At 57.2% G+C, this 18,976-nt stretch carries 14 protein-coding genes; 8 read left to right on the forward strand and 6 right to left on the reverse strand.

The features are described 5' to 3' along the window. Nucleotides 1-132: 132 nt before the first annotated feature. Genes ACLPGZ_RS18110 through ACLPGZ_RS18130 form a run of 5 tightly spaced genes read right to left on the reverse strand, consistent with a single transcriptional unit; the run spans nt 133 to nt 6,089 of the window. On the reverse strand, nt 133-744 hold the full coding sequence (locus ACLPGZ_RS18110) for an SCO family protein (RefSeq protein ID WP_239054290.1): 612 nt from the start codon (nt 742-744) through the stop codon (nt 133-135). Between the two features lie 15 nt (nt 745-759). Beyond that, nucleotides 760-2,832 (reverse strand): M3 family metallopeptidase, encoded by a 2,073-nt coding sequence (locus ACLPGZ_RS18115; RefSeq protein WP_035271744.1) that lies wholly within the window; start codon nt 2,830-2,832, stop codon nt 760-762. A gap of 15 nt (nt 2,833-2,847) precedes the next feature. Further along, the gene (folD, locus tag ACLPGZ_RS18120) at nt 2,848-3,711 is read right to left on the reverse strand and encodes a bifunctional methylenetetrahydrofolate dehydrogenase/methenyltetrahydrofolate cyclohydrolase FolD (protein WP_026483301.1); all 864 of its coding nucleotides are present in this window, start codon (nt 3,709-3,711) and stop codon (nt 2,848-2,850) included. Beyond that, complete coding sequence (locus tag ACLPGZ_RS18125; RefSeq protein WP_042480818.1) at nt 3,712-4,335, reverse strand: response regulator transcription factor; 624 nt, start codon at nt 4,333-4,335, stop codon at nt 3,712-3,714. Continuing rightward, nucleotides 4,332-6,089 carry a PAS domain-containing sensor histidine kinase gene (locus tag ACLPGZ_RS18130; protein WP_035271741.1) on the reverse strand — a complete coding sequence of 586 codons (1,758 nt, stop codon included), beginning with the start codon at nt 6,087-6,089 and terminating at the stop codon, nt 4,332-4,334. Before ACLPGZ_RS18130 ends, ACLPGZ_RS18125 begins: the two co-directional genes overlap by 4 nt. Nucleotides 6,090-6,356: 267 nt before the next feature. Here ACLPGZ_RS18130 and aceE point away from each other — a divergent pair, with 267 nt between their 5' ends. The 8 genes from aceE to ACLPGZ_RS18170 all read left to right on the forward strand — a co-directional run bounded on the left by aceE (nt 6,357) and on the right by ACLPGZ_RS18170 (nt 18,406). Then, complete coding sequence (aceE, locus tag ACLPGZ_RS18135) at nt 6,357-9,065, forward strand: pyruvate dehydrogenase (acetyl-transferring), homodimeric type (protein WP_060185117.1); 2,709 nt, start codon at nt 6,357-6,359, stop codon at nt 9,063-9,065. An 11-nt stretch (nt 9,066-9,076) separates the two neighbouring features. Next, on the forward strand, nt 9,077-10,777 hold the full coding sequence (aceF, locus tag ACLPGZ_RS18140; protein WP_115633737.1) for a dihydrolipoyllysine-residue acetyltransferase: 1,701 nt from the start codon (nt 9,077-9,079) through the stop codon (nt 10,775-10,777). A 9-nt stretch (nt 10,778-10,786) separates the two neighbouring features. Continuing rightward, entirely contained in the window at nt 10,787-12,565 is a 1,779-nt protein-coding gene (lpdA, locus tag ACLPGZ_RS18145) for a dihydrolipoyl dehydrogenase (protein ID WP_429641798.1), read from the forward strand. Between the two features lie 92 nt (nt 12,566-12,657). Then, nucleotides 12,658-14,049, forward strand: coding sequence for a bifunctional tetrahydrofolate synthase/dihydrofolate synthase (gene folC / locus ACLPGZ_RS18150; RefSeq protein ID WP_088450091.1), 1,392 nt, complete (start codon nt 12,658-12,660; stop codon nt 14,047-14,049). A gap of 38 nt (nt 14,050-14,087) precedes the next feature. Next, the gene (locus ACLPGZ_RS18155) at nt 14,088-14,933 is read left to right on the forward strand and encodes an SPOR domain-containing protein (protein WP_035271734.1); all 846 of its coding nucleotides are present in this window, start codon (nt 14,088-14,090) and stop codon (nt 14,931-14,933) included. After that, nucleotides 14,930-15,418, forward strand: coding sequence for a CvpA family protein (locus tag ACLPGZ_RS18160; protein ID WP_009457028.1), 489 nt, complete (start codon nt 14,930-14,932; stop codon nt 15,416-15,418). The genes ACLPGZ_RS18155 and ACLPGZ_RS18160 overlap by 4 nt, the downstream gene beginning before the upstream one ends. 23 nt (nt 15,419-15,441) lie before the next feature. Then, the gene (gene purF / locus ACLPGZ_RS18165; protein ID WP_009457026.1) at nt 15,442-16,926 is read left to right on the forward strand and encodes an amidophosphoribosyltransferase; all 1,485 of its coding nucleotides are present in this window, start codon (nt 15,442-15,444) and stop codon (nt 16,924-16,926) included. A gap of 262 nt (nt 16,927-17,188) precedes the next feature. Then, entirely contained in the window at nt 17,189-18,406 is a 1,218-nt protein-coding gene (locus ACLPGZ_RS18170; protein WP_239054287.1) for a serine hydrolase domain-containing protein, read from the forward strand. 66 nt (nt 18,407-18,472) lie between these two features. Here the strand turns inward: ACLPGZ_RS18170 and ACLPGZ_RS18175 are convergent, their stop codons facing one another. Beyond that, complete coding sequence (locus ACLPGZ_RS18175) at nt 18,473-18,973, reverse strand: disulfide bond formation protein B (protein WP_052159392.1); 501 nt, start codon at nt 18,971-18,973, stop codon at nt 18,473-18,475. Nucleotides 18,974-18,976 lie beyond the last annotated feature (3 nt).

Consider the following 18,976-nt stretch of genomic DNA (forward strand, 5'->3'; position numbering starts at 1 on the left):
GTTGTTGTTGTTGTTGTTGTTGTTGTTGTTGTTGTTGTTGTTGTTGTTGTTGTTGTTGTTGTTGTTGTTGTTGTTGTGCTGAGGGCGCTGTTGGCCAGTCTGATCTGAGGTTTGATTCAGGGCCAAGCCCGTTTAGTTCAGCAAACTGCGCACCCCATCGGCCAGAACCTGCACCGATTCGGTGTCCGGTGCCAGATACCGCGCTCGGCCTTGCTGATCGAAGATATATACGCCACGGCTGTGCGAGACCTCGTAGTTCTCGGGCGCTTTGGGATCGGGCTTTTCAATCTGGAAGGCTACCCGGTAACGACGGGCCAGATCGGCAATCTGCTTTTCAGAGCCTGTCAGGCCGGTGGTGTGCTTGCCATCAAAGGCCGCCACATAACGGGCCAGGGAGTCGGGCGTATCGCGGTGGGGGTCCACACTGACAAAGATGATGCGCACCTGCTCGGCATCGTTCCCCAGTTCTTCCATGACCAGGCCCAGCTGGGCCAAGGTGGTAGGGCAAATATCCGGACAACTGGCATAGCCAAAAAACATCATGACGACTTTATCTTTGAAGTCATCCTGGGTGACGGTTTTGGGGCCAGCGGCTTGAAGGGAAAAGCGCAGATCGGGCAGGAAGCCACGTACGGGATGCAGATTGGCAGCGGCAGCGCTGCCCAGCAGGAACAAGCCCAGCGCCAGTGTCAGGCCAAACTGTTTTAACAAGACAAGAATGGACTTTACTGGGCTGGGTGTCATGGACGTCCTCTGAGTTTAAGCAGGCTCTGGAGTGAGCCCGCTGTGACGGAGCAGGGCGGTAATGGAAGGATCGCGGCCACGGAATGCACGGAAGGAGTCGGCAGCCGGGCGTTCGCCCCCTACGGACAGAATCTCGCGCCAGAAGCGATGGCCCGTATTGCTGTCGAGGGTATCACGTGCCCCATCTGAGTGGGTATAGGCTTTTTCCTCAAAGGCCGAGTAGGCGTCGGCGGACAGGACTTCAGCCCATTTGTAGCTGTAGTAACCCGCGCCGTAGCCACCCGCAAACAAGTGCGAGAACTGATGCGGGAAACGGTGCCACTCAGGCGGGAACAGCACGGCGACTTCCTGGCGAACCTGATCCAGAATCTCCATGACGGCTTCAATGCTCAGGCCGCTGTCACGCGAGTGGATCAGCATGTCAAACAGGGAGAACTCCAGCTGGCGCACCATTTGCATGCCGCTCTGGAAGTTGCGGGCCAGATTGAGCTTGTTGTAGAGCGCACGGGGCAGATGCTCGCCGGTTTCCACGTGGGCCGTCAGCATTTGCACCACAGGCCATTCCCAGCAGAAATTTTCCATGAACTGCGAAGGCAATTCGATGGCGTCCCATTCCACGGCGGAGAAGGCCGAGGCGGCTGGATCATCCACACGCGAGAGCAGAGTGTGCAGGGCGTGGCCGGACTCGTGGAACAGGGTGATCACATCGTCATGCGTGAGCAGGGCGGGGCGACCGGGCTGGGGTTCGGCAAAGTTGCATACCAGGTAGGCAATAGGCAGGCACAGTTCTTCACCCAGACGGCGACGGCTGCGTTCGCTATCGACCCAGGCACCGCCTTGCTTGCCTTGGCGGGCGTGCAGGTCCATGTACAGATAACCCAGAACTTTGCCGTCGGAAGCCATGACTTCAAAGGGGCGTACGGCAGGATGCCAGGCAGGCACGTCAGCGGCGCGCAGTGTCACGTCAAACAGGCGCTGAATGACTTTGAACAGGCCGTTCAGAACGGCGGGTTCCGTGAAGTACTGTTTGACCTCGTCTTCCGAGTAGGCGTAGCGCTGTTCACGCAGGCGTTCAGCGCTGAACGGCACATCCCAGGCTTGCAGGGTGTCCAGGCCCAGCTCCTTTTTGGCGAAGGCTTGCAGCTCGTCCAGGTCCTGGCGGGCGTAAGGGCGAGCCTTGGCAGCCAGATCGCGCAAGAAGCTCATCACCTGTTCCGGGGTGTCGGCCATGCGGGTTTCCAGACGCATATGGGCGTAGCTGGCAAAACCGAGCAGGCTGGCTTCCTGGGCACGCAGATCCAGCAGCGTTTCAATCGCCTGGGAGTTATCAAACTGGGCATCGCCCTGATCGGAGGCAATGGTGGTGTAGGCCCGGTACATCAACTCACGCAAGGTCTGGTTGCGTGCGTATTGCATGACAGGCAGGTAGCAAGGCATTTTCAATGTCAGACGCCAGCCTTGCTGATCGTTTTCCTGAGCAGCGCGTTGGGCGGCGGCCAACACGTCGTCCGGGATGCCGTCCAGTTCGGCCTGGTCGGTGACCAGGTAATGCCACTGATCAATCGCATCCAGTACATGCTCGGAGAACTGCTGCGAGGTTTGCGCCAACTCTTCGGAAATACGGGCGTAGTCTTCACGCGCTTGACCTTCCAGTTGCACGCCGCTCAAGCGGAAATCGCGCAGGGCCAGGGTAATGATGCGTTGGCGCTGGGGCGTCAGGGTGGCAAAGGCCGGGCTGTCGGCCAGCGCCTGATAACGCAGGAACAAAGGACGGTTCAAGCCCACCCAGGTCGAGAACTCGCTCATGCGCGGCAGGCATTGGTTGTACACCGTGCGCAGTTCGGGCGTATTGATGACCGAGTTCAGGTGACCGGCCACCGACCAAGCGCGATACAAGGTTTCGGTGGCGTCGGTGATGGGCTCGACGATGTTGTCCCAACTGGGTTCGCTATCGTCGTTGGAGACTGTGTCTACGGCTTGGCGGGCCAAGGCCAGCAGTTGGTCCACCGCCTGCTCGATGTGCTCGGGCTGGATGGCGGGATAGTCAATAAGGCTGTCGATAGGAACCAGTAAGGGATTTGTCGTCATAAACCGTTGATTAAATTAAAGACTGATGTTGGCCGAACGTTCGGCCGCTTCCAAGGTGTTGACCAGCAGCATGGCAATGGTCATGGGGCCGACGCCGCCGGGTACGGGCGTAATGGCCGAGGCCACTTCGCTGGCACTGGCAAAGTCCACGTCGCCGCACAGCTTGCCGTCTGCACCGCGGTTGATACCCACGTCGATCACGACGGCACCGGGCTTGACCATATCGCCGGTAATGATGCCTGGGCGGCCTACGGCAGCGACCAGCACATCGGCACGGCGTGTCTGGGCGGCCAGATCGCGCGTTTTGGAGTTACAGAGGGTGACGGTAGCGCCCGCAGCCAGCAAGAGCATGGCCATGGGTTTGCCCACGATATTGCTGGCGCCCACGACTACGGCTTCTGCGCCGCGCAGTGCCACGTTTTCGGATTCCAGCATTTTCATGACGCCGTAGGGCGTGCAAGGTGCAAATAGCGGCTTGCCCGTCATGAGCATGCCGGCATTGCTGACGTGGAAACCATCCACGTCCTTGTGCGGTGCAATGGTTTCAATCACCTTGTGCTCGTCCAGATGGGCGGGCAGGGGCAACTGAACCAGAATGCCGTGCACCGAGCTGTCCTGATTCAAGCGAGTGATCAGGGCTAGCAGCTTGGTTTCGGTGGTGTCGGCAGGCAGACGGATGATTTCGGATTTCAGGCCGGCGGCTTCGCATGCCAGGCCCTTGTTGCGTACATAAACCTGGGAGGCCGGATCTTCACCGACCAGCACCACGGTCAAACCGGCTTGAATGCCGTGGGTTTGTTTCAGCTTGGCAACACGTTCTGCAACGTCCGCCTTGATGGCGGTGGACAGCTTTTTTCCATCAATAATGCGAGCACTCATTTACGCATCCTCGGACTTGGTGAGGGCGATTTTCATGAGGTCGGCAACCGTAGTGACTTCCAGTTTTTCCATGATATTGGCGCGATGCGCTTCGACAGTTTTAATGCTGATGTTCAAGTCCCCCGCAATCTGCTTGTTCAGGCGACCGGCAACAATGCGTTCCAGCACTTGCTGCTCGCGCGCTGTCAGGCGGCCCAGGACTTCTTGTTGATCTTTTTGCGCCTGCGCTTGCGAGGCACGCGCCGTAGCCTGTTCGATCATGCGGCTGACAATGGTGCGCAGATCGGCTTCGTTAAAGGGTTTTTCCAGAAAGTCGATAGCGCCTTTCTTCATGGTGCTCACAGCCATGGGCACGTCACCGTGGCCGGTAATGAACACAATCGGGATGTTCGACTTGCGAGCGATCAGGGCTTCTTGCAGCTCCAGGCCGCTCATGCCGGGCATGCGCACGTCCACAATCAGGACAGCCACCTGGGCCGGGTCGTAGGCGCCCAGAAACTCTTCGCCCGATGCAAAGCAGCGGACCCGATAGCCGTTGGCTTCCAGGAGCCAGCGCAAGGAGTCCCGTACGGCTTCGTCGTCATCGACTACGTAAATGGTGCATGGCATTTGCGGGCTGGTCATTCGGGTATCTCCAGTTTGTTATCAAGGGTGTCCGTTACATCCGGTGCCGCACAAGGTAGACTGAAACGGAAAATCGTTCCACCCTCTGGATTGCCGACAGCCCACAGGCGGCCGTGATGCGATTCAATAATTGTGCGACAGATATTCAGGCCCATCCCAAGGCCTTCGGACTTGGTACTGTAAAACGGTTCAAAGAGGCGCTCGGGGTCTTTCAAGCCATGACCGCGATCAATGACGGCCATCTCCAAAAGCGATTCTTGTTGGGTAATCACCAATTGAAGCACATGATGCTCGCTGTGTTCCATGGCTTCGATCCCATTTTTGAGCAGATTCAATAATACCTGTTCTATGAGAATGGGGTCGGCAATGACGTCAGGAACGGGGTCCGGAATGCTCAATTCAATCTCGATCTGGCGCTTGCGGGCGTCGATTTCGGCAAAGCCGACGGCATTTTCCACAATACGCATGACCTTGACGCGGACGCGGCGCGGTTCGCTACGTTTCACGAATTCACGAATACGGCTGATGATCTTGCCCGCGCGCTCGGCTTGCTGGGCCGCTTTTTCCAGCGCGGCCAGCAGGGTTTCAGGCTGGTAGCGACCGGATTTCAGCATGGCAACTGCGCCCATGCTGTAGTTATTGATGGCCGTCAGCGGCTGGTTCAATTCGTGCGCCAGCGAGGAAGCCATTTCGCCCATGGTGGTCAGGCGGCTGGTCAACTGCACCTTTTCCTGCTGAATGCGCGAGGCTTCTTCGTGCTTGCGGCGGTCGGTAATATCGCGCGCCACTTGCAGACGCACACGACGGCCATCCGTCCAGGCCAGCATGCGGTGATGGACTTCAAACCAGCGGGCCGCCGATTCGGAGTAAATCTCTACGGTTTCATCCGTAAAGCGACCCAGGCGGCCACCCAGCAATTCAGCGTGACCATTGGATTGGGCGCCAAAGAAGCGACGATAGGTACGGTTGGCAAACAGCAACTCCAGGCCGTCGGAGGTATCGGCCACTACGGAAATGGCATCATCCAGACCTTCCAGCACCGTCATGAAGCGTTCATGCGCGGCGGTCAGGGCTTCGCGAATACGCTTGGGTTCGGTAATGTCCGTCATGGAAGTCATCCAGCCGATCTGCTCTCCATTAGGGGCACGCAAGGGCGAGACATACATACGGGCCGTAAAGCGCGAGCCATCGCGGCGCTGAGCCTCCACTTCCAGACCACTGCTGGGCGTGCGGCCGGACAGCAAAAGATCCAGGGTTTCCTGATGCTGTTGATGACGACCGGGTAACCAGTAAGGGAAGGGGGCGGTGCGACCGACCAGATCGGCCTCATTCCAGCCAATCATTCTGCAAAAAGCCGGGTTCACATAAGCAATGCGGCCCTGCATGTCAAAAACGCGCATCCCCGTGGACATGGAGTTTTCCATGGCACGCCGGAAACCCGTTTCGGCGGTCTGGGCTGCCTCGGCATGGGTCCGGAAGCGGGTATAGCGCCACAGGGCCAGCAAGCTGACCACAATCACCAGGGACAGGGCCAGAATTACCATCATCAGGCGTTGCTGGCGCGTTTCCTGATCGATGGTCACAAACATGACGCTATCGTTTTGCAAACGCTGCAGCCACAGGAATACCCCCATGACACAGAGGTAGAGAAACAGCACGACAACCGGTGTCAGCCAATAGAATCCACGCCGATTCTGCTTGGCCTGATCATAGAAGGTTGAAGGGATCAGAGACTTTTTGGGATGAGTAGCCATAACAGCAAGAAAAGAAGTATGGCTGGATTGTAATGTAGGGCTATTTTTTTTAGTGATATTTCGTATTATGAAAACACATACCATAAAATGAAATTTTGCTTGAGCGTTTCTGTGTTCTTTCCTAGAATGGTTTGGTGCAGGCGTACCCCGCCTTGAACGCTCACAGTCCGCAAAACCCGCTTCGGTCAGGATCGCTTTACTTCTTATTAGATGGGCGGCTCAGCGTCGAGCAAGACCGGACTACTACCACATATATGGAGACACTATATGTCCTCAACCCAAGACAATAGTTCGGCTCAGGTCAGTCAAGACCAAGCCCTAGAAACAAAAGAGTGGCTTGACGCCCTGGAAGCGGTGGTGGACCGTGAAGGCCCGGCCCGTGCTCATGATCTGATCGAAAAGCTGATTGATCTGGCCCGTCGCTCCGGTGCTCACATCCCGTTCTCGCCCAACACGGCTTACGAGAACACGATTCCTCCCGGTCTGGAACCTGCCCACCCTGGCAATCTGATGCTCGAAGAGCGTATCCGTTCCTACATTCGCTGGAACGCCATGGCCATGGTGGTGCGCGCCAACCGCGAAACCCCTCCTGATGGCGGTGGTCTGGGCGGTCACATTGCCTCCTTTGCTTCGCTGGCCACCATGATTGGCTGCGGTCAGAACCACTTCTGGCACGCTGAAACCGAAGATCACGGCGGCGACATGGTGTTTTTCCAAGGTCACTCCTCGCCCGGTATTTACGCCCGCGCCTTCATGGAAGGCCGTATCTCTGAAGATCAACTGAATAACTTCCGTCAGGAAGTTGATGGCAAAGGCCTGCCATCCTACCCGCATCCCAAGTTGATGCCCGAATTCTGGCAGTTCCCCACCGTATCCATGGGTCTGGGCCCATTGATGGCGATCTACCAGGCTCGTTTCCTGAAGTACCTGCATGCCCGTGGCATCGCTGATACCAGCGGCCGTAAAGTCTGGGTGTTCCTGGGCGACGGCGAGATGGACGAACCCGAATCCCTGGGCGCCATCGGTCTGGCAGCACGTGAAAAACTGGACAACCTGATTTTCATCGTGAACTGTAACTTGCAGCGTCTGGACGGTCCTGTACGCGGTAACGGCAAGATCATCCAGGAGCTGGAAGGTACCTTCCGTGGTGCTGGCTGGAACGTGCTGAAGCTGATCTGGGGCGGTTACTGGGATCCATTGCTGGCCCGTGACAAGGAAGGCATCCTGCGCAAGGTCATGGAAGAAACCGTGGACGGCGAATACCAGGCCTACAAGGCCAACGACGGTGCCTACGTTCGCGAGCACTTCTTTGGCAAGCACCCCAAGCTGCTGGAAATGGTCAGCCGCATGAGCGACGAGGACATCTGGCGTCTGAACCGTGGCGGTCACGATCCTCACAAGGTGTACGCTGCGTTTGACGCTGCCACCAAGCACGAAGGTCAGCCTACCGTTATTCTGGCCAAGACCATCAAGGGCTACGGCATGGGCCACGTGGGCCAGGCCAAGAACCCGTCGCACCAACAAAAGAGCCTGGATCTGGACGCCGTGCGCGAATTCCGCGACCGTTTCAACATCCCGGTTCCTGATGACAAACTGGAAGAGCTGCCTTACTTCAAGCCCGCTGATGACTCTCCAGAAATGCAGTACCTGCACGCCCGCCGTCAGGCATTGGGCGGCTACTTGCCCAAGCGTCGCACCAAGGCCGATGAACAGCTGACCGTGCCGACCCTGGACGCATTCAAGCCCATGCTGGAAGCCACTGCCGAAGGCCGTGAGATTTCCACGACGCAAGCGTTTGTGCGCTTTTTCAACACCTTGCTGCGCGACAAGCAAGTGGGTCCTCGTGCCGTACCTATCCTGGCAGACGAATCCCGTACCTTTGGTATGGAAGGTCTGTTCCGTCAGATCGGTATTTACGCACCGGAAGGCCAGAAGTACACCCCGGTCGATAAAGACCAGGTCATGTACTACCGCGAAACGGCCAATGGTCAGTTGTTGCAGGAAGGTATTAACGAACAGGGTGCTTTCAGCTCCTGGATTGCGGCGGCCACGTCGTACTCCAACAGCAACCGCATCATGATTCCGTTCTTCATTTACTACTCCATGTTCGGCTTCCAGCGCTTTGGCGATCTGGCCTGGGCAGCGGGTGACATGAAGGCACGCGGTTTCGTGCTGGGCGGCACTGCCGGTCGCACTACCTTGAACGGTGAGGGTTTGCAGCACGAAGATGGCCACAGCCATATTCAGTCCTCGCTGATTCCTAACTGCGTATCCTACGACCCCACCTTCGCTCACGAAGTGGCTGTCATCATGCAGCATGGTTTGAAGCGCATGGTTCAGGACCAGGAAGACGTGTACTACTACGTCACCCTGATGAACGAGAACTACGCTCAGCCCGGTCTGGTCGAAGGCGACGAAGACGGTATCCTGCGCGGTATGTACAAGTTCAAATCCGTGGCCAAGGACAGCAAGCTGCGCGTTCAGTTGATGGGTTCGGGCACGATTTTGCGCGAAGTGATCGCAGCACAAGAATTGCTGGAAAAAGACTGGGGCATTGGCTCCGACGTTTGGAGCGTGACCAGCTTTACCGAACTGCGTCGTGATGGTCTGGATTGCGAACGCGCTGCGCTGTTGAATCCTGAAGGCAAGGATCTGCCCGTGCCTTACGTGACGACTCAACTGGCTAAAACGGACGGTCCTATCGTGGTCTCCACCGACTACGTCAAGGCCTTTGGCGACCAGATTCGTCCGTTCGTGCCTAAGGATCGCACCTTCAAAGTGCTGGGCACCGATGGTTTTGGCCGCTCCGACTACCGCTTCAAGCTGCGCGAGCACTTTGAGGTTGATCGTCACTTCGTGGTGCTGGCTGCTCTGCGCGCGCTGGCTGAAGACGGGAAGATTCCGTTCAGCAAAGCGTCCGAGGCGATTGCCAAATACGGCATCAATCCTTCCAAGGCCAACCCGCAGCACGCATAAGGGACTGAACCATGAGCAATATCATTCAAGTCAAAATCCCGGATATCGGTGCTGACGACGCTGTCGAAGTGATCGAAATCCTGGTCAAGGAAGGCGAGACCATTGAGGTCGAGCAAAGTCTGATTACTGTGGAGTCCGATAAGGCCTCCATGGAAATCCCCTCGTCCGATGCTGGCGTGGTCAAGTCGATCAAGGTCAAGCTGGGCGACAAGGTTAAGGAAGGCAGTCTGGTTCTGGAGCTGGAAGCCGCCGAAGGCGCGCAGGCCGCGCCTGCCGCTGAGCCTGCCAAGGCCGAAGCTGCTCCCGCTCCTAAAGCTGAAGCTGCGCCCGCAGCGGCTCCTGCCGCCGCCGCGGCAGCCCCGGCCGGTGGTGAACAGCAAGTTACCGTCCAAGTGCCTGACATTGGCGACGCCCGCGATGTGGACGTTATCGAAATCATGGTGCAAGTGGGTGACACCATTGAAGTGGATCAAAGCCTGATCACCGTGGAGTCGGACAAGGCTTCCATGGAAGTGCCGTCCTCCCACGCCGGTGTGGTGACGGCCATCAAAGTGAAACTGGGTGACAAGGTCAGCCAGGGTAGCGACATTCTGGAACTGACAGTGCAAGGAGCTGCTGCAGCCCCTGCACCCGCCAAGGCCGAGGCCGCTCCCGCCCCTAAAGCCGAACCTGCTCCTGCAGCAGCGGCCGCTCCTGCTGCCAGCTCCTCGGTGGTGGTCGGTGCTGGTGCGCCGGCTCCAGAGCGTGTTTCGCCCACTGCCGCTTTTGCGGAAACCGAAGGCTCCTTGCGCAATCTGCCGCATGCCTCGCCTAGCGTACGCAAGTTTGCTCGCGAGCTGGGTGTGGATCTGACCAAGGTTCATGGCTCGGGCGATAAAGGCCGTATTACGGCTGACGACGTGCGTGGCTTTGTGAAGCAGGTCATGGCGGGCGGCGCTGCTCCGGTTATTGCTGCTGGTACCGCTGCTCAAGTCGGTGGTCTGGATGTGCTGGCCTGGCCCAAGGTCGATTTTGCCAAGTTTGGCCCAGTCGAAACTCAGGCCCTGTCGCGCATCAAGAAGATTTCCGGTGCCAACCTGCATCGCAACTGGGTCATGATTCCTCATGTCACCAATAACGATGTGGCTGACATCACCTCTTTGGAAGCCCTGCGTAAAGAGCTGAACGAGGAATACAAGAAGTCCGGCGCTCGCGTCACCATGCTGGCTTTCGTCATCAAGGCTGCCGTGGCTGCCCTGAAGAAATTCCCCGAGTTCAACGCTTCGCTGGACGGCGACAATCTGGTGCTCAAGCAGTACTACCATATTGGTTTTGCAGCGGATACGCCTAACGGTCTGGTTGTGCCGGTTATCCGTGATGCCGACAAGAAAGGCATTCTGGACATCGCTCGCGAAACGGGCGAACTGGCTGCCGCTGCCCGTGATGGCAAGCTGAGCGCCGCTCAGATGCAAGGCGGTTGCTTCACCATTTCCTCGCTGGGCGGTATTGGCGGTACGGACTTCACACCCATTATCAATGCGCCCGAAGTGGCCATTCTGGGTCTGTCGCGTTCCTCCATGCAGCCAGTCTGGAATGGCAAGGAATTCGAGCCACGTCTGATGCTGCCTCTGTCCCTGTCCTACGACCACCGCGTTATCGATGGTGCCGCCGCCGCCCGTTTCAATGCCTTCCTGGCAACGATGCTGGCCGACTTCCGTCGCATCGCACTGTAAGGAGTTGTCATGAGTCTGATTGATCTGACGGTCCCGGATATCGGCGACTCCGGTGAAGTAGATGTCATCGAAGTGCTGGTGCAAGTCGGCGATACGGTCGAGGTCGAGCAAAGCCTGATCACCGTGGAGTCCGACAAGGCCTCCATGGAAATCCCTGCCGCTCAGGCAGGGGTGATCAAGGAGTTGCTGGTCAAAGTGGGTGACAAAGTCTCCCAGGGTTCGGCCATTGCCAAGATTGAAGCGTCGGAGAGCCAAGCCGCTCCCGCTGCAGCACCCGCTAAACAAGAAGAAGCGCCTAAAGCAGCGGCGGCTCCGGCCGCTGCCGCTCCGGCTGCGGCACCTGCTCCGCAGGCGGCCAGCCATCAGGGCGGCGCGGATGATTCCGTGGATGTGGTCGTTCTGGGCGCGGGCCCAGGCGGTTACAACGCGGCCTTCCGTGCGGCTGACCTGGGCCTGAAAGTGGCTCTGGTCGAGCGCTACAACACCTTGGGTGGCGTGTGTTTGAACGTGGGTTGTATTCCTTCCAAGGCCTTGCTGCATACCGTAGCGGTCTACGAGGAAGCCAAGTCCCTGGCAACACACGGCATCAAGTTCGGTGAAGCGCAAATCGATATCGACGCGCTGCGCGATTACAAGAACAAGGTGATCGGCAAGTTGACCGGTGGCCTGGCTGGTATGGCCAAGGGCCGCAAGGTGCAGGTTGTGGTCGGTAACGGCCAATTCCTGGACCCCAACCACATCGAAGTGACCGCCAACGACGGCACCAAGAAAGTGATCAAGTTCGGCTCGGCCATTATTGCGGCCGGTAGCCAGTCGGTAAAACTGCCATTCCTGCCTGACGATCCACGCGTGGTGGACTCCACCGGCGCGCTGGAACTGAAGTCTGTGCCCAAGCGCATGCTGATCGTGGGTGGTGGCATCATCGGTCTGGAAATGGGTACGGTGTACTCGGCTCTGGGTGCCCGCCTGGACGTGGTGGAAATGCAAACTGGCTTGATGCCAGGAGCAGACCGCGACGTGGTCAAGGTGTGGGAGAAGATGAACAAGCACCGCTTTGATCACATGATGCTGGAAACCAGCACTGTGGCCGCCGAAGCGCGCGAAGATGGTATCTGGGTGACTTTCGAAGGCAAGAATGCTCCGGCCGAGCCGCAGCGTTACGACCTGGTTCTGCAAGCCGTGGGCCGTTCGCCCAATGGCAAGAAGATCGGTGCCGAGAAGGCCGGTGTGCAGGTGACAGATCGTGGCTTCATCCCGGTTGACAAGCAACAGCGCACCAACGTGCCGCACATCTATGCGATTGGCGACATCGTGGGTCAGCCCATGCTGGCACATAAGGCTGAGCACGAAGCGCACGTGGCTGCTGAAGTCATCGCCGGTGAAAAATCCTTCTTTGACGCTCGCGTGATTCCTTCGGTGGCTTACACCGATCCGGAAATCGCCTGGGTGGGTCTGACAGAAGATCAGGCCAAGAAAGACGGCATCAAGGTCGAGAAGGGCGTGTTCCCCTGGGCTGCATCTGGTCGCGCGATTGCGAACAACCGTGATGAAGGCTTTACCAAGGTTCTGTTCGATGCTGAAACCCACCGTATCGTGGGTGGCGGTATCGTCGGTACCAATGCGGGCGAGCTGATTGGTGAACTGGTTCTGGCTATCGAAATGGGTGTGGACCCGGTCGATCTGGCTAAATCCATCCACCCACACCCCACCTTGTGCGAGTCGGTCAGCAAGGCTGCTGCCGTCGCAGAAGGGACGTGCACGGACTTGCCTCCAACGCGTCGCAAGTAATACCAGTATTCGCCTGATAGTTAAGGCGTATTGGATCACGGCAGGTGCTATCATCAGCGCCTGCCGTTTTTATTTTGTAATTGGTGTTGTCCATGACTCATCCTGTTCTGAAAGCCGACTCCTCGCTGAGTGACTGGCTGTCCTATCTGGAAACTTTGCATCCTTCGGCCATTGATCTGGGCCTGGGCCGGATTCGCGAGGTTGCCCAACGTCTGAACATCAAACTGGATTCTGTCGTCATTACGGTGGGGGGCACCAACGGCAAAGGCTCGACCTGCGCCATGCTGGAAGCGATTTTGCTGGCCGCCGCGTACAAGGTAGGCGTGTACGCCTCTCCGCATCTGGTGCGCTATAACGAACGCATTCGCTTGAATGGCGAGATGGCCGAAGATGCGCAGATCACGGCGCAATTTGCCCGTATCAACGAAGCTCGTGGCGATCTGACGCTGACTTATTTTGAATTTTCCACGCTGGCTGCCTTGTTGCTGTTCCAGGAGCAGCGTGTTGATGTCGCGGTGCTGGAAGTGGGCCTGGGTGGTCGCCTCGATGCCGTCAACATCATTGATGCGGACTGTTCCATCATTACCAGCATTGATATCGACCATGCTGAGTACCTGGGCAATACCCGTGAACAGGTGGCCTGGGAGAAAGCCCATATTTTCCGTGCCGATCGTCCTGCGATCTGTGCCGATCCCGTGCCGCCACAGACCATGCTGGATTACGCCCAGGAAATTGGTGCCCAATTGTGGCTGTTTGGCAAAGATTTCAACTATTCCGGCGACCGTCAGCAATGGGCTTACGGTGGCCGCAATCAGCGCCGCGCTGCCCTGGCTTACCCGGCCTTGCGTGGAGCGAATCAGCTGCTGAATGCTTCTGCGGCATTAGCTGCGCTGGAGTCGCTGCACCCACGTTTGGCTGTGCCTGCGCAGGCCGTACGTGCCGGTTTATTGCGCGCTCACATGCCGGGCCGCTTCCAGATTCAACCTGGCCAGCCTTGTGTGATTTTTGACGTGGCCCACAACCCCCATGCGGCGGCTGCCTTGGCGCAGAACCTGGACAATATGCCGCCTTACCCCAAGACGATTGCAGTCGTGGGTATGTACAAGGACAAGGATGTGGACGGCGTGATCGCCCGCATGGCTACCCGTATCGACCACTGGATGTGTGCCAGTCTGGAAGGTCCACGCAGCATGTCGGGTGAAGAATTGGCCAATCATGTACGCGCGGTTCTGGCCAGTGGTCAGACGCCTGATGATGTGTTGGCACCCGAGGCCGAATCCGGCTCGCATCGCCCAGGTGTTCGGCCGGTTGCCCGCGCTTCGGTCAGTAAAGCGTCAGCGGTCGTATCCAGTTACAACAGTCCTCAGCTCGCTTACGAGGCGGCGTTAAAAGAGGCCAGTGACAATGATAGAATTGTCGTGTTTGGCTCGTTTGCGACAGTAGGACCAATACTTGAAGCCGCAAACGACCGTTCATCTTCCTGAATATCAGTAAGACTGCTTATTTCATAGGTCTAGGGCTCATGGGTTTATTTTCACGTAACGATACTTCCTCATCGTCGGGTCGCCGCGGCAGTGCTTCCAGCGATTCACAATTATCGGAACTGCGTGGACGGGCTCGCCGCCGTCTGATCGGTGCGCTGGCTCTGGTTCTGGCCGTCGTCGTGCTGGTGCCCATGCTGACCGCCGACAAGACCCCACCTGAGCCCGAGCAGTCTTTGGCCCTGGGTCCCATCGGTCAGACAACGGGGCAGGGCACAGTGCAGACTCGTCCTGGCGAGCTGGTGGTGCAAGAAGGCACGCCTGCTCCTGTCATCGAACAACCTGACGAGCCGCTGGTCACTGATCCTTCCACCAGTACCGACGGTGGTCTGGCCGTGGTCAATCCCGGTCTGGAAACCGATCCTGCTCCTGTCACGACACCTAGCACTCCCGCTGCGCCGCCGCCTGTGACCACACGTCCAGAGACGCCCAAGCCGGTTGAGAAGCCCAAGCCAGTCGAAAAACCCAAGCCAAGCCCAGCGCCTGCACAAAATGGCCGTACCGATGACGGCTCCTACGCGCTGGCCCTGCTGGAAGGCCGTGTCCCGAGTAAACCAGCCCCTGCTGCTGCCGCTAAACCGGCTACGCAACAAGGCAACTTCATTTTGCAGATTGTCGCCTATTCCAACCAGAACGATGCCCAGTCGCGTCGTGATCAGCTGGTATCGGCCGGTGTGACCAATGCCTATGTAGAGACGGCACAAAGTGGTGGCAAGCCAACCTATCGTTTGCGTGTGGGCCCATTCCCCACCCGTGAAGCGGCTCAGGCAGCCCAGGCCCGCTTGCGCTCGCTCGGTTACGAGAACAGTTTTATCTCGGCTAAGTGAGCAGCTTCGACTATATCGTCCTTGGAATTGTGGGTGTATCAGGCCTTCTGGGCCTGATACGCGGATTGATCAAGGAAGTTCTTTCGCTCAGCGCCTATTTGCTGGCCTTCATGGCCGCAATCTGGTGGGGGCCACGCACATCAGGCTGGATACAAGTCTGGGTAGAAAACGGCTTATTACGTACGGCTTTGGCCTACGGAGCCGTTTTTTTTATGGTCTTGCTGCTGGTGGGCCTGTTGAACATGCTGTTGGCCAGCTTGATCGAGCAAACGGGTTTGACGCCCGCCGATCATGGCTTGGGCGGCCTGTTCGGACTGGCTCGCGGGGTGCTGCTGGTGCTGATTCTGGTCATCCTGGCCGGGCATACCGATTTACCTAAGGAACCGTGGTGGGAGCAGGCCAAGCTGGCCGAGCCTGCGATCCGCGCGGTGCAGTCGATTAAGGCCATGCTGCCGCCGTCTCTGGCAGAATGGCTGCCTTATTGAGAACACACTAACGGGAACCAATCATGTGTGGAGTTGTAGGGGTTGTTGCGCGCAGCCCTGTAAATCAGTTGATCTATGACAGTTTGCTCTTGCTGCAGCACCGCGGGCAGGATGCTGCGGGGCTGGCGACCTGGCACGACCAGTTCTTCAGCATGCACAAGGCATTTGGCCTGGTGCGGGACGTATTCCGTACCCGCAACATGCGCTCCTTGCCGGGCAATAGCGGTATTGGCCACGTGCGTTACCCCACGGCAGGCTCCAGCCAGAGCGTGGAGGAGGCGCAGCCGTTTTACGTCAACGCCCCCTTTGGTCTGAGCTTTGTGCACAACGGCAATCTGACCAATTGGCGTGAGCTGCGTGAAGAACTGTTCACCATTGATCGTCGCCACATCAACACCAACTCGGATTCCGAGGTTCTGCTGAATGTGTATGCCCACGAGCTGCAACGCGCTGCCACGGGTCCAGAGCTGACTCAGGACGAAGTGTTTGAAGCCGTCGCTGCTGTGCACCGCCGTGCACGTGGGGCTTATGCGGTAGTCTCGCAAATCGCCAATTTCGGTCTGGTGGCTTTCCGTGATCCGAACGGGATTCGTCCTTTGTGCCTGGGTCGTAATGTGACGCCCAAGGGTGAAGAATGGATGATTGCTTCCGAGTCCGTTGCCTTGACCGGTTGCGGCTTCGAGCTGGTCCGCGACGTTGAGCCCGGCGAGGCCATCATTGTGGATCTGGACGGTAATCTCAGCAGCCGCCAGTGCGCCGAGAACCCGCGCCTGAATCCCTGTGTCTTTGAGTACGTGTACTTCGCCCGCCCCGATTCCACTGTTGATGGTGTGTCGGTTTACGACGCCCGTTTGCTAATGGGTGAGTACTTGGCCGAGAACGTCGCCAAGAACCTGCGTCTGGCCGATATCGATGTGGTCATGCCTATCCCTGACTCGGCCCGTCCTTCGGCCATGCAGTTGGCAGCACACTTGAACCTGAACTACCGCGAAGGCTTCATCAAGAACCGCTACGTGGGCCGCACCTTTATCATGCCCGGTCAGGAAGTGCGCAAGAAGTCGGTGCGTCAGAAACTGAGTGCTATTCCTATGGAGTTCCGTGGCAAGAACGTGCTGCTGGTGGATGACTCTATCGTGCGTGGCACAACGAGCCGTCAGATTGTGGATATGGCCCGTGCCGCGGGTGCAAACAAGGTGTTCTTTGCTTCGGCAGCGCCACCGGTCCGCTTTCCGAACGTGTACGGCATCGACATGCCTACGGTTTCCGAACTGATCGCCACAGGTCGTGATGTGGATCAGGTTGCCAAGGAAATTGGTGTGGATGGTCTGGTTTATCAGGACCTGCACGATCTGGAACAATCCCTGCGTGACTTGAACCCACGCTTTGCCGGCTTTGAGTCCTCCTGCTTTAGCGGCGAGTACGTTACGGGGGATGTGGACGAGGCTTATCTGAATCTGTTGGCGGAAGGCCGCAAGAATGGCCGTGAGGTGCCTGACGTAACGGACTGATAGCTTGATCTTGTGCCCAATTGGAAAAACCCGCTTTTATAGCGGGTTTTTTTTGAATTTATGATTGCTGGGTGGTTTTGGATATTTTATTTTCAGGCTTTAATTATCAGTCTCTTATATAAATTAAACCTATTGTTTTTTAATTTTTGATGATTTTATAATCTACGGATTAATTTCATATTATTTAATAATCAGCTTATATTTTTCTTTGTTTCTTTCGATAAATCATGCGCCTTGGTGCGCATTCTATCTGGAATCAAAGATGAAAAACCCAAGCAAAGATATGGAATCTGATCAGGTATTAACTGATCCTGATCCCACAGAGCAGATTCCTGTCAGTATTCAATCTGGTATCGACTTTCCGGCCTTGCATCATTTTCTGGAGCAGGCCCTGGAGCAAAACCGGGTGATGGGTGCCGTGGTGCTGGTCGCTTACCAAGGTGAACTGATATTTCGTTTTAGTGGTGGCTGGGCGAATAAGGAGCGGGCCCAAGCCATACATGAAGATACAGTCTTCAGTTTGGGGTCCTTGAGCAAGACAATCAGTTCCTGGCTGGCCTTGCGTTTGATTGAGCGGGGACTGCTTTCTTTGAAAGATAGAATCACGCGCTATCTTCCCCATTTCGGCCCCAGTTTCAATTCCATTTGCCCGCCTATTTCCATTCATCAATTGCTGACACACACATCGGGGCTTAGTTATCGTTTTATTGATGGTGAGGAGAGTGCCTACGCTCAGGCTCAGGTCAGTGATGGGCTGGATGATCCAGAACTGAGCTGGCAAGAGAATTTTCGACGTATTTGTTCCGTACCACTACGTTTTGCACCGGGTACAGGCTGGCGTTACTCCTTGGGAGTGGATGTAGTGGGGCAGGCTTTGCAAATTGCTTCGGGACGGGGCTTGTCGGAGTTACTGGAGGACAGCATTAGTCGTCCCTTGGGCTTGAGACATTGTTCCTTTTACAAGCGCGATGATTTTCAGATGGCCGTGCCGTATCGAAATCATGAGGCTTGCTTGACGCGGGTGGATGGTGCGTTGGATCTGGGTATCGGCGTGCTGCGGTTTGATGAGCAGAGCCTGTCACAGCGCTCCAGGCCGATCTATGCGGGGGCATCCATGCTTGGGTCCGGGGCAGATTTGATGCGCATACTTCTGGCTTTGCGAAATGGGAGTTTGCTTTTCAAGCCGTATTGCGAAGCGCTGTTTACCGATCATGTGCCATATTCTGCCAAATGCATGTGGCCAAATTGGGGCTATACCTACGGGGCCGCCATTTCACGACAGCTGCCTGAGCGGACCATGCCGATGTCTGCTGGGAGCTTGCAGTGGGTCGGTGCATTCGGGCAGAAGTGGATGTTTGATCGACAGCAGGACCTCATCATTGTCAGCATGACCAATACCGCTCCAGAGGGCCTGTTTGGTGCATTTCCGGATCAGGTTCGTGACGCTGTTTATACCGATTTGGGTTTGATGCCTGATTGAGCAGGGTGGAACAAAAAAGCCCTGCTGGAAGGCAGGGCTTCATGGCTGTAGTGGCTACCCAGGCGCTTAGGCCCCTCGTCGCTTGAACAGCGTCAGCAACAAACCCAGGCCCAGGATCACAAATAGCGCCAAGCTCCAGTAAGCGTATTCAATCCCCAGCAAAGGTTGGCGTGCATCCATGCAGGAGGCATAAATACCAAATAGCCAAGGCAAGCCGCTTTCCAGGCCGGACTGGGTAATGAAGCGATCGGCAAAGGTCTGGTCGCAGCTGAATAGGTGCTGCGCGACCGATACCTGATACCAGGCAGCCAGAATGCCACCTACTGAGGTAGCCAGACCCAGCAAGCTGGCAATGGTAGAACTGCGCTGATGCCCCAGTTGGCGCAACACACCAGCAACCAGGCTGAACACGCCCAACACAATGAAAATCAGGCGTTGCAGGACGCACCAGGCGCAAGGCGGGATGCTGAATACATGCTGGGAAAGCAGTGCAATGCCTACGCCGGAAAAGGCGAGCAGGGCGATCAGATAGTAGGGTGCAGCGGACTGGCGGGAGGATGCGGCCATGGT

The organism is Alcaligenes sp. Me129, from assembly GCF_050487245.1.
Lineage (GTDB): Bacteria > Pseudomonadota > Gammaproteobacteria > Burkholderiales > Burkholderiaceae_B > Alcaligenes > Alcaligenes phenolicus.

What these genes read in the sequence shown, in the direction of transcription:
- lpdA (WP_429641798.1), top strand. Translation starts at nt 10,787, where the DNA reads ATGAGTCTGATTGATCTGACGGTCCCGGATATCGGCGACTCCGGTGAA.
- aceE (WP_060185117.1), top strand. Translation starts at nt 6,357, where the DNA reads ATGTCCTCAACCCAAGACAATAGTTCGGCTCAGGTCAGTCAAGACCAA.
- ACLPGZ_RS18110 (WP_239054290.1), bottom strand. Translation starts at nt 744, where the DNA reads ATGACACCCAGCCCAGTAAAGTCCATTCTTGTCTTGTTAAAACAGTTT.
- ACLPGZ_RS18115 (WP_035271744.1), bottom strand. Translation starts at nt 2,832, where the DNA reads ATGACGACAAATCCCTTACTGGTTCCTATCGACAGCCTTATTGACTAT.
- aceF (WP_115633737.1), top strand. Translation starts at nt 9,077, where the DNA reads ATGAGCAATATCATTCAAGTCAAAATCCCGGATATCGGTGCTGACGAC.
- ACLPGZ_RS18130 (WP_035271741.1), bottom strand. Translation starts at nt 6,089, where the DNA reads ATGGCTACTCATCCCAAAAAGTCTCTGATCCCTTCAACCTTCTATGAT.
- purF (WP_009457026.1), top strand. Translation starts at nt 15,442, where the DNA reads ATGTGTGGAGTTGTAGGGGTTGTTGCGCGCAGCCCTGTAAATCAGTTG.
- ACLPGZ_RS18170 (WP_239054287.1), top strand. Translation starts at nt 17,189, where the DNA reads ATGAAAAACCCAAGCAAAGATATGGAATCTGATCAGGTATTAACTGAT.
- ACLPGZ_RS18175 (WP_052159392.1), bottom strand. Translation starts at nt 18,973, where the DNA reads ATGGCCGCATCCTCCCGCCAGTCCGCTGCACCCTACTATCTGATCGCC.
- folD (WP_026483301.1), bottom strand. Translation starts at nt 3,711, where the DNA reads ATGAGTGCTCGCATTATTGATGGAAAAAAGCTGTCCACCGCCATCAAG.
- folC (WP_088450091.1), top strand. Translation starts at nt 12,658, where the DNA reads ATGACTCATCCTGTTCTGAAAGCCGACTCCTCGCTGAGTGACTGGCTG.
- ACLPGZ_RS18125 (WP_042480818.1), bottom strand. Translation starts at nt 4,335, where the DNA reads ATGACCAGCCCGCAAATGCCATGCACCATTTACGTAGTCGATGACGAC.
- ACLPGZ_RS18155 (WP_035271734.1), top strand. Translation starts at nt 14,088, where the DNA reads ATGGGTTTATTTTCACGTAACGATACTTCCTCATCGTCGGGTCGCCGC.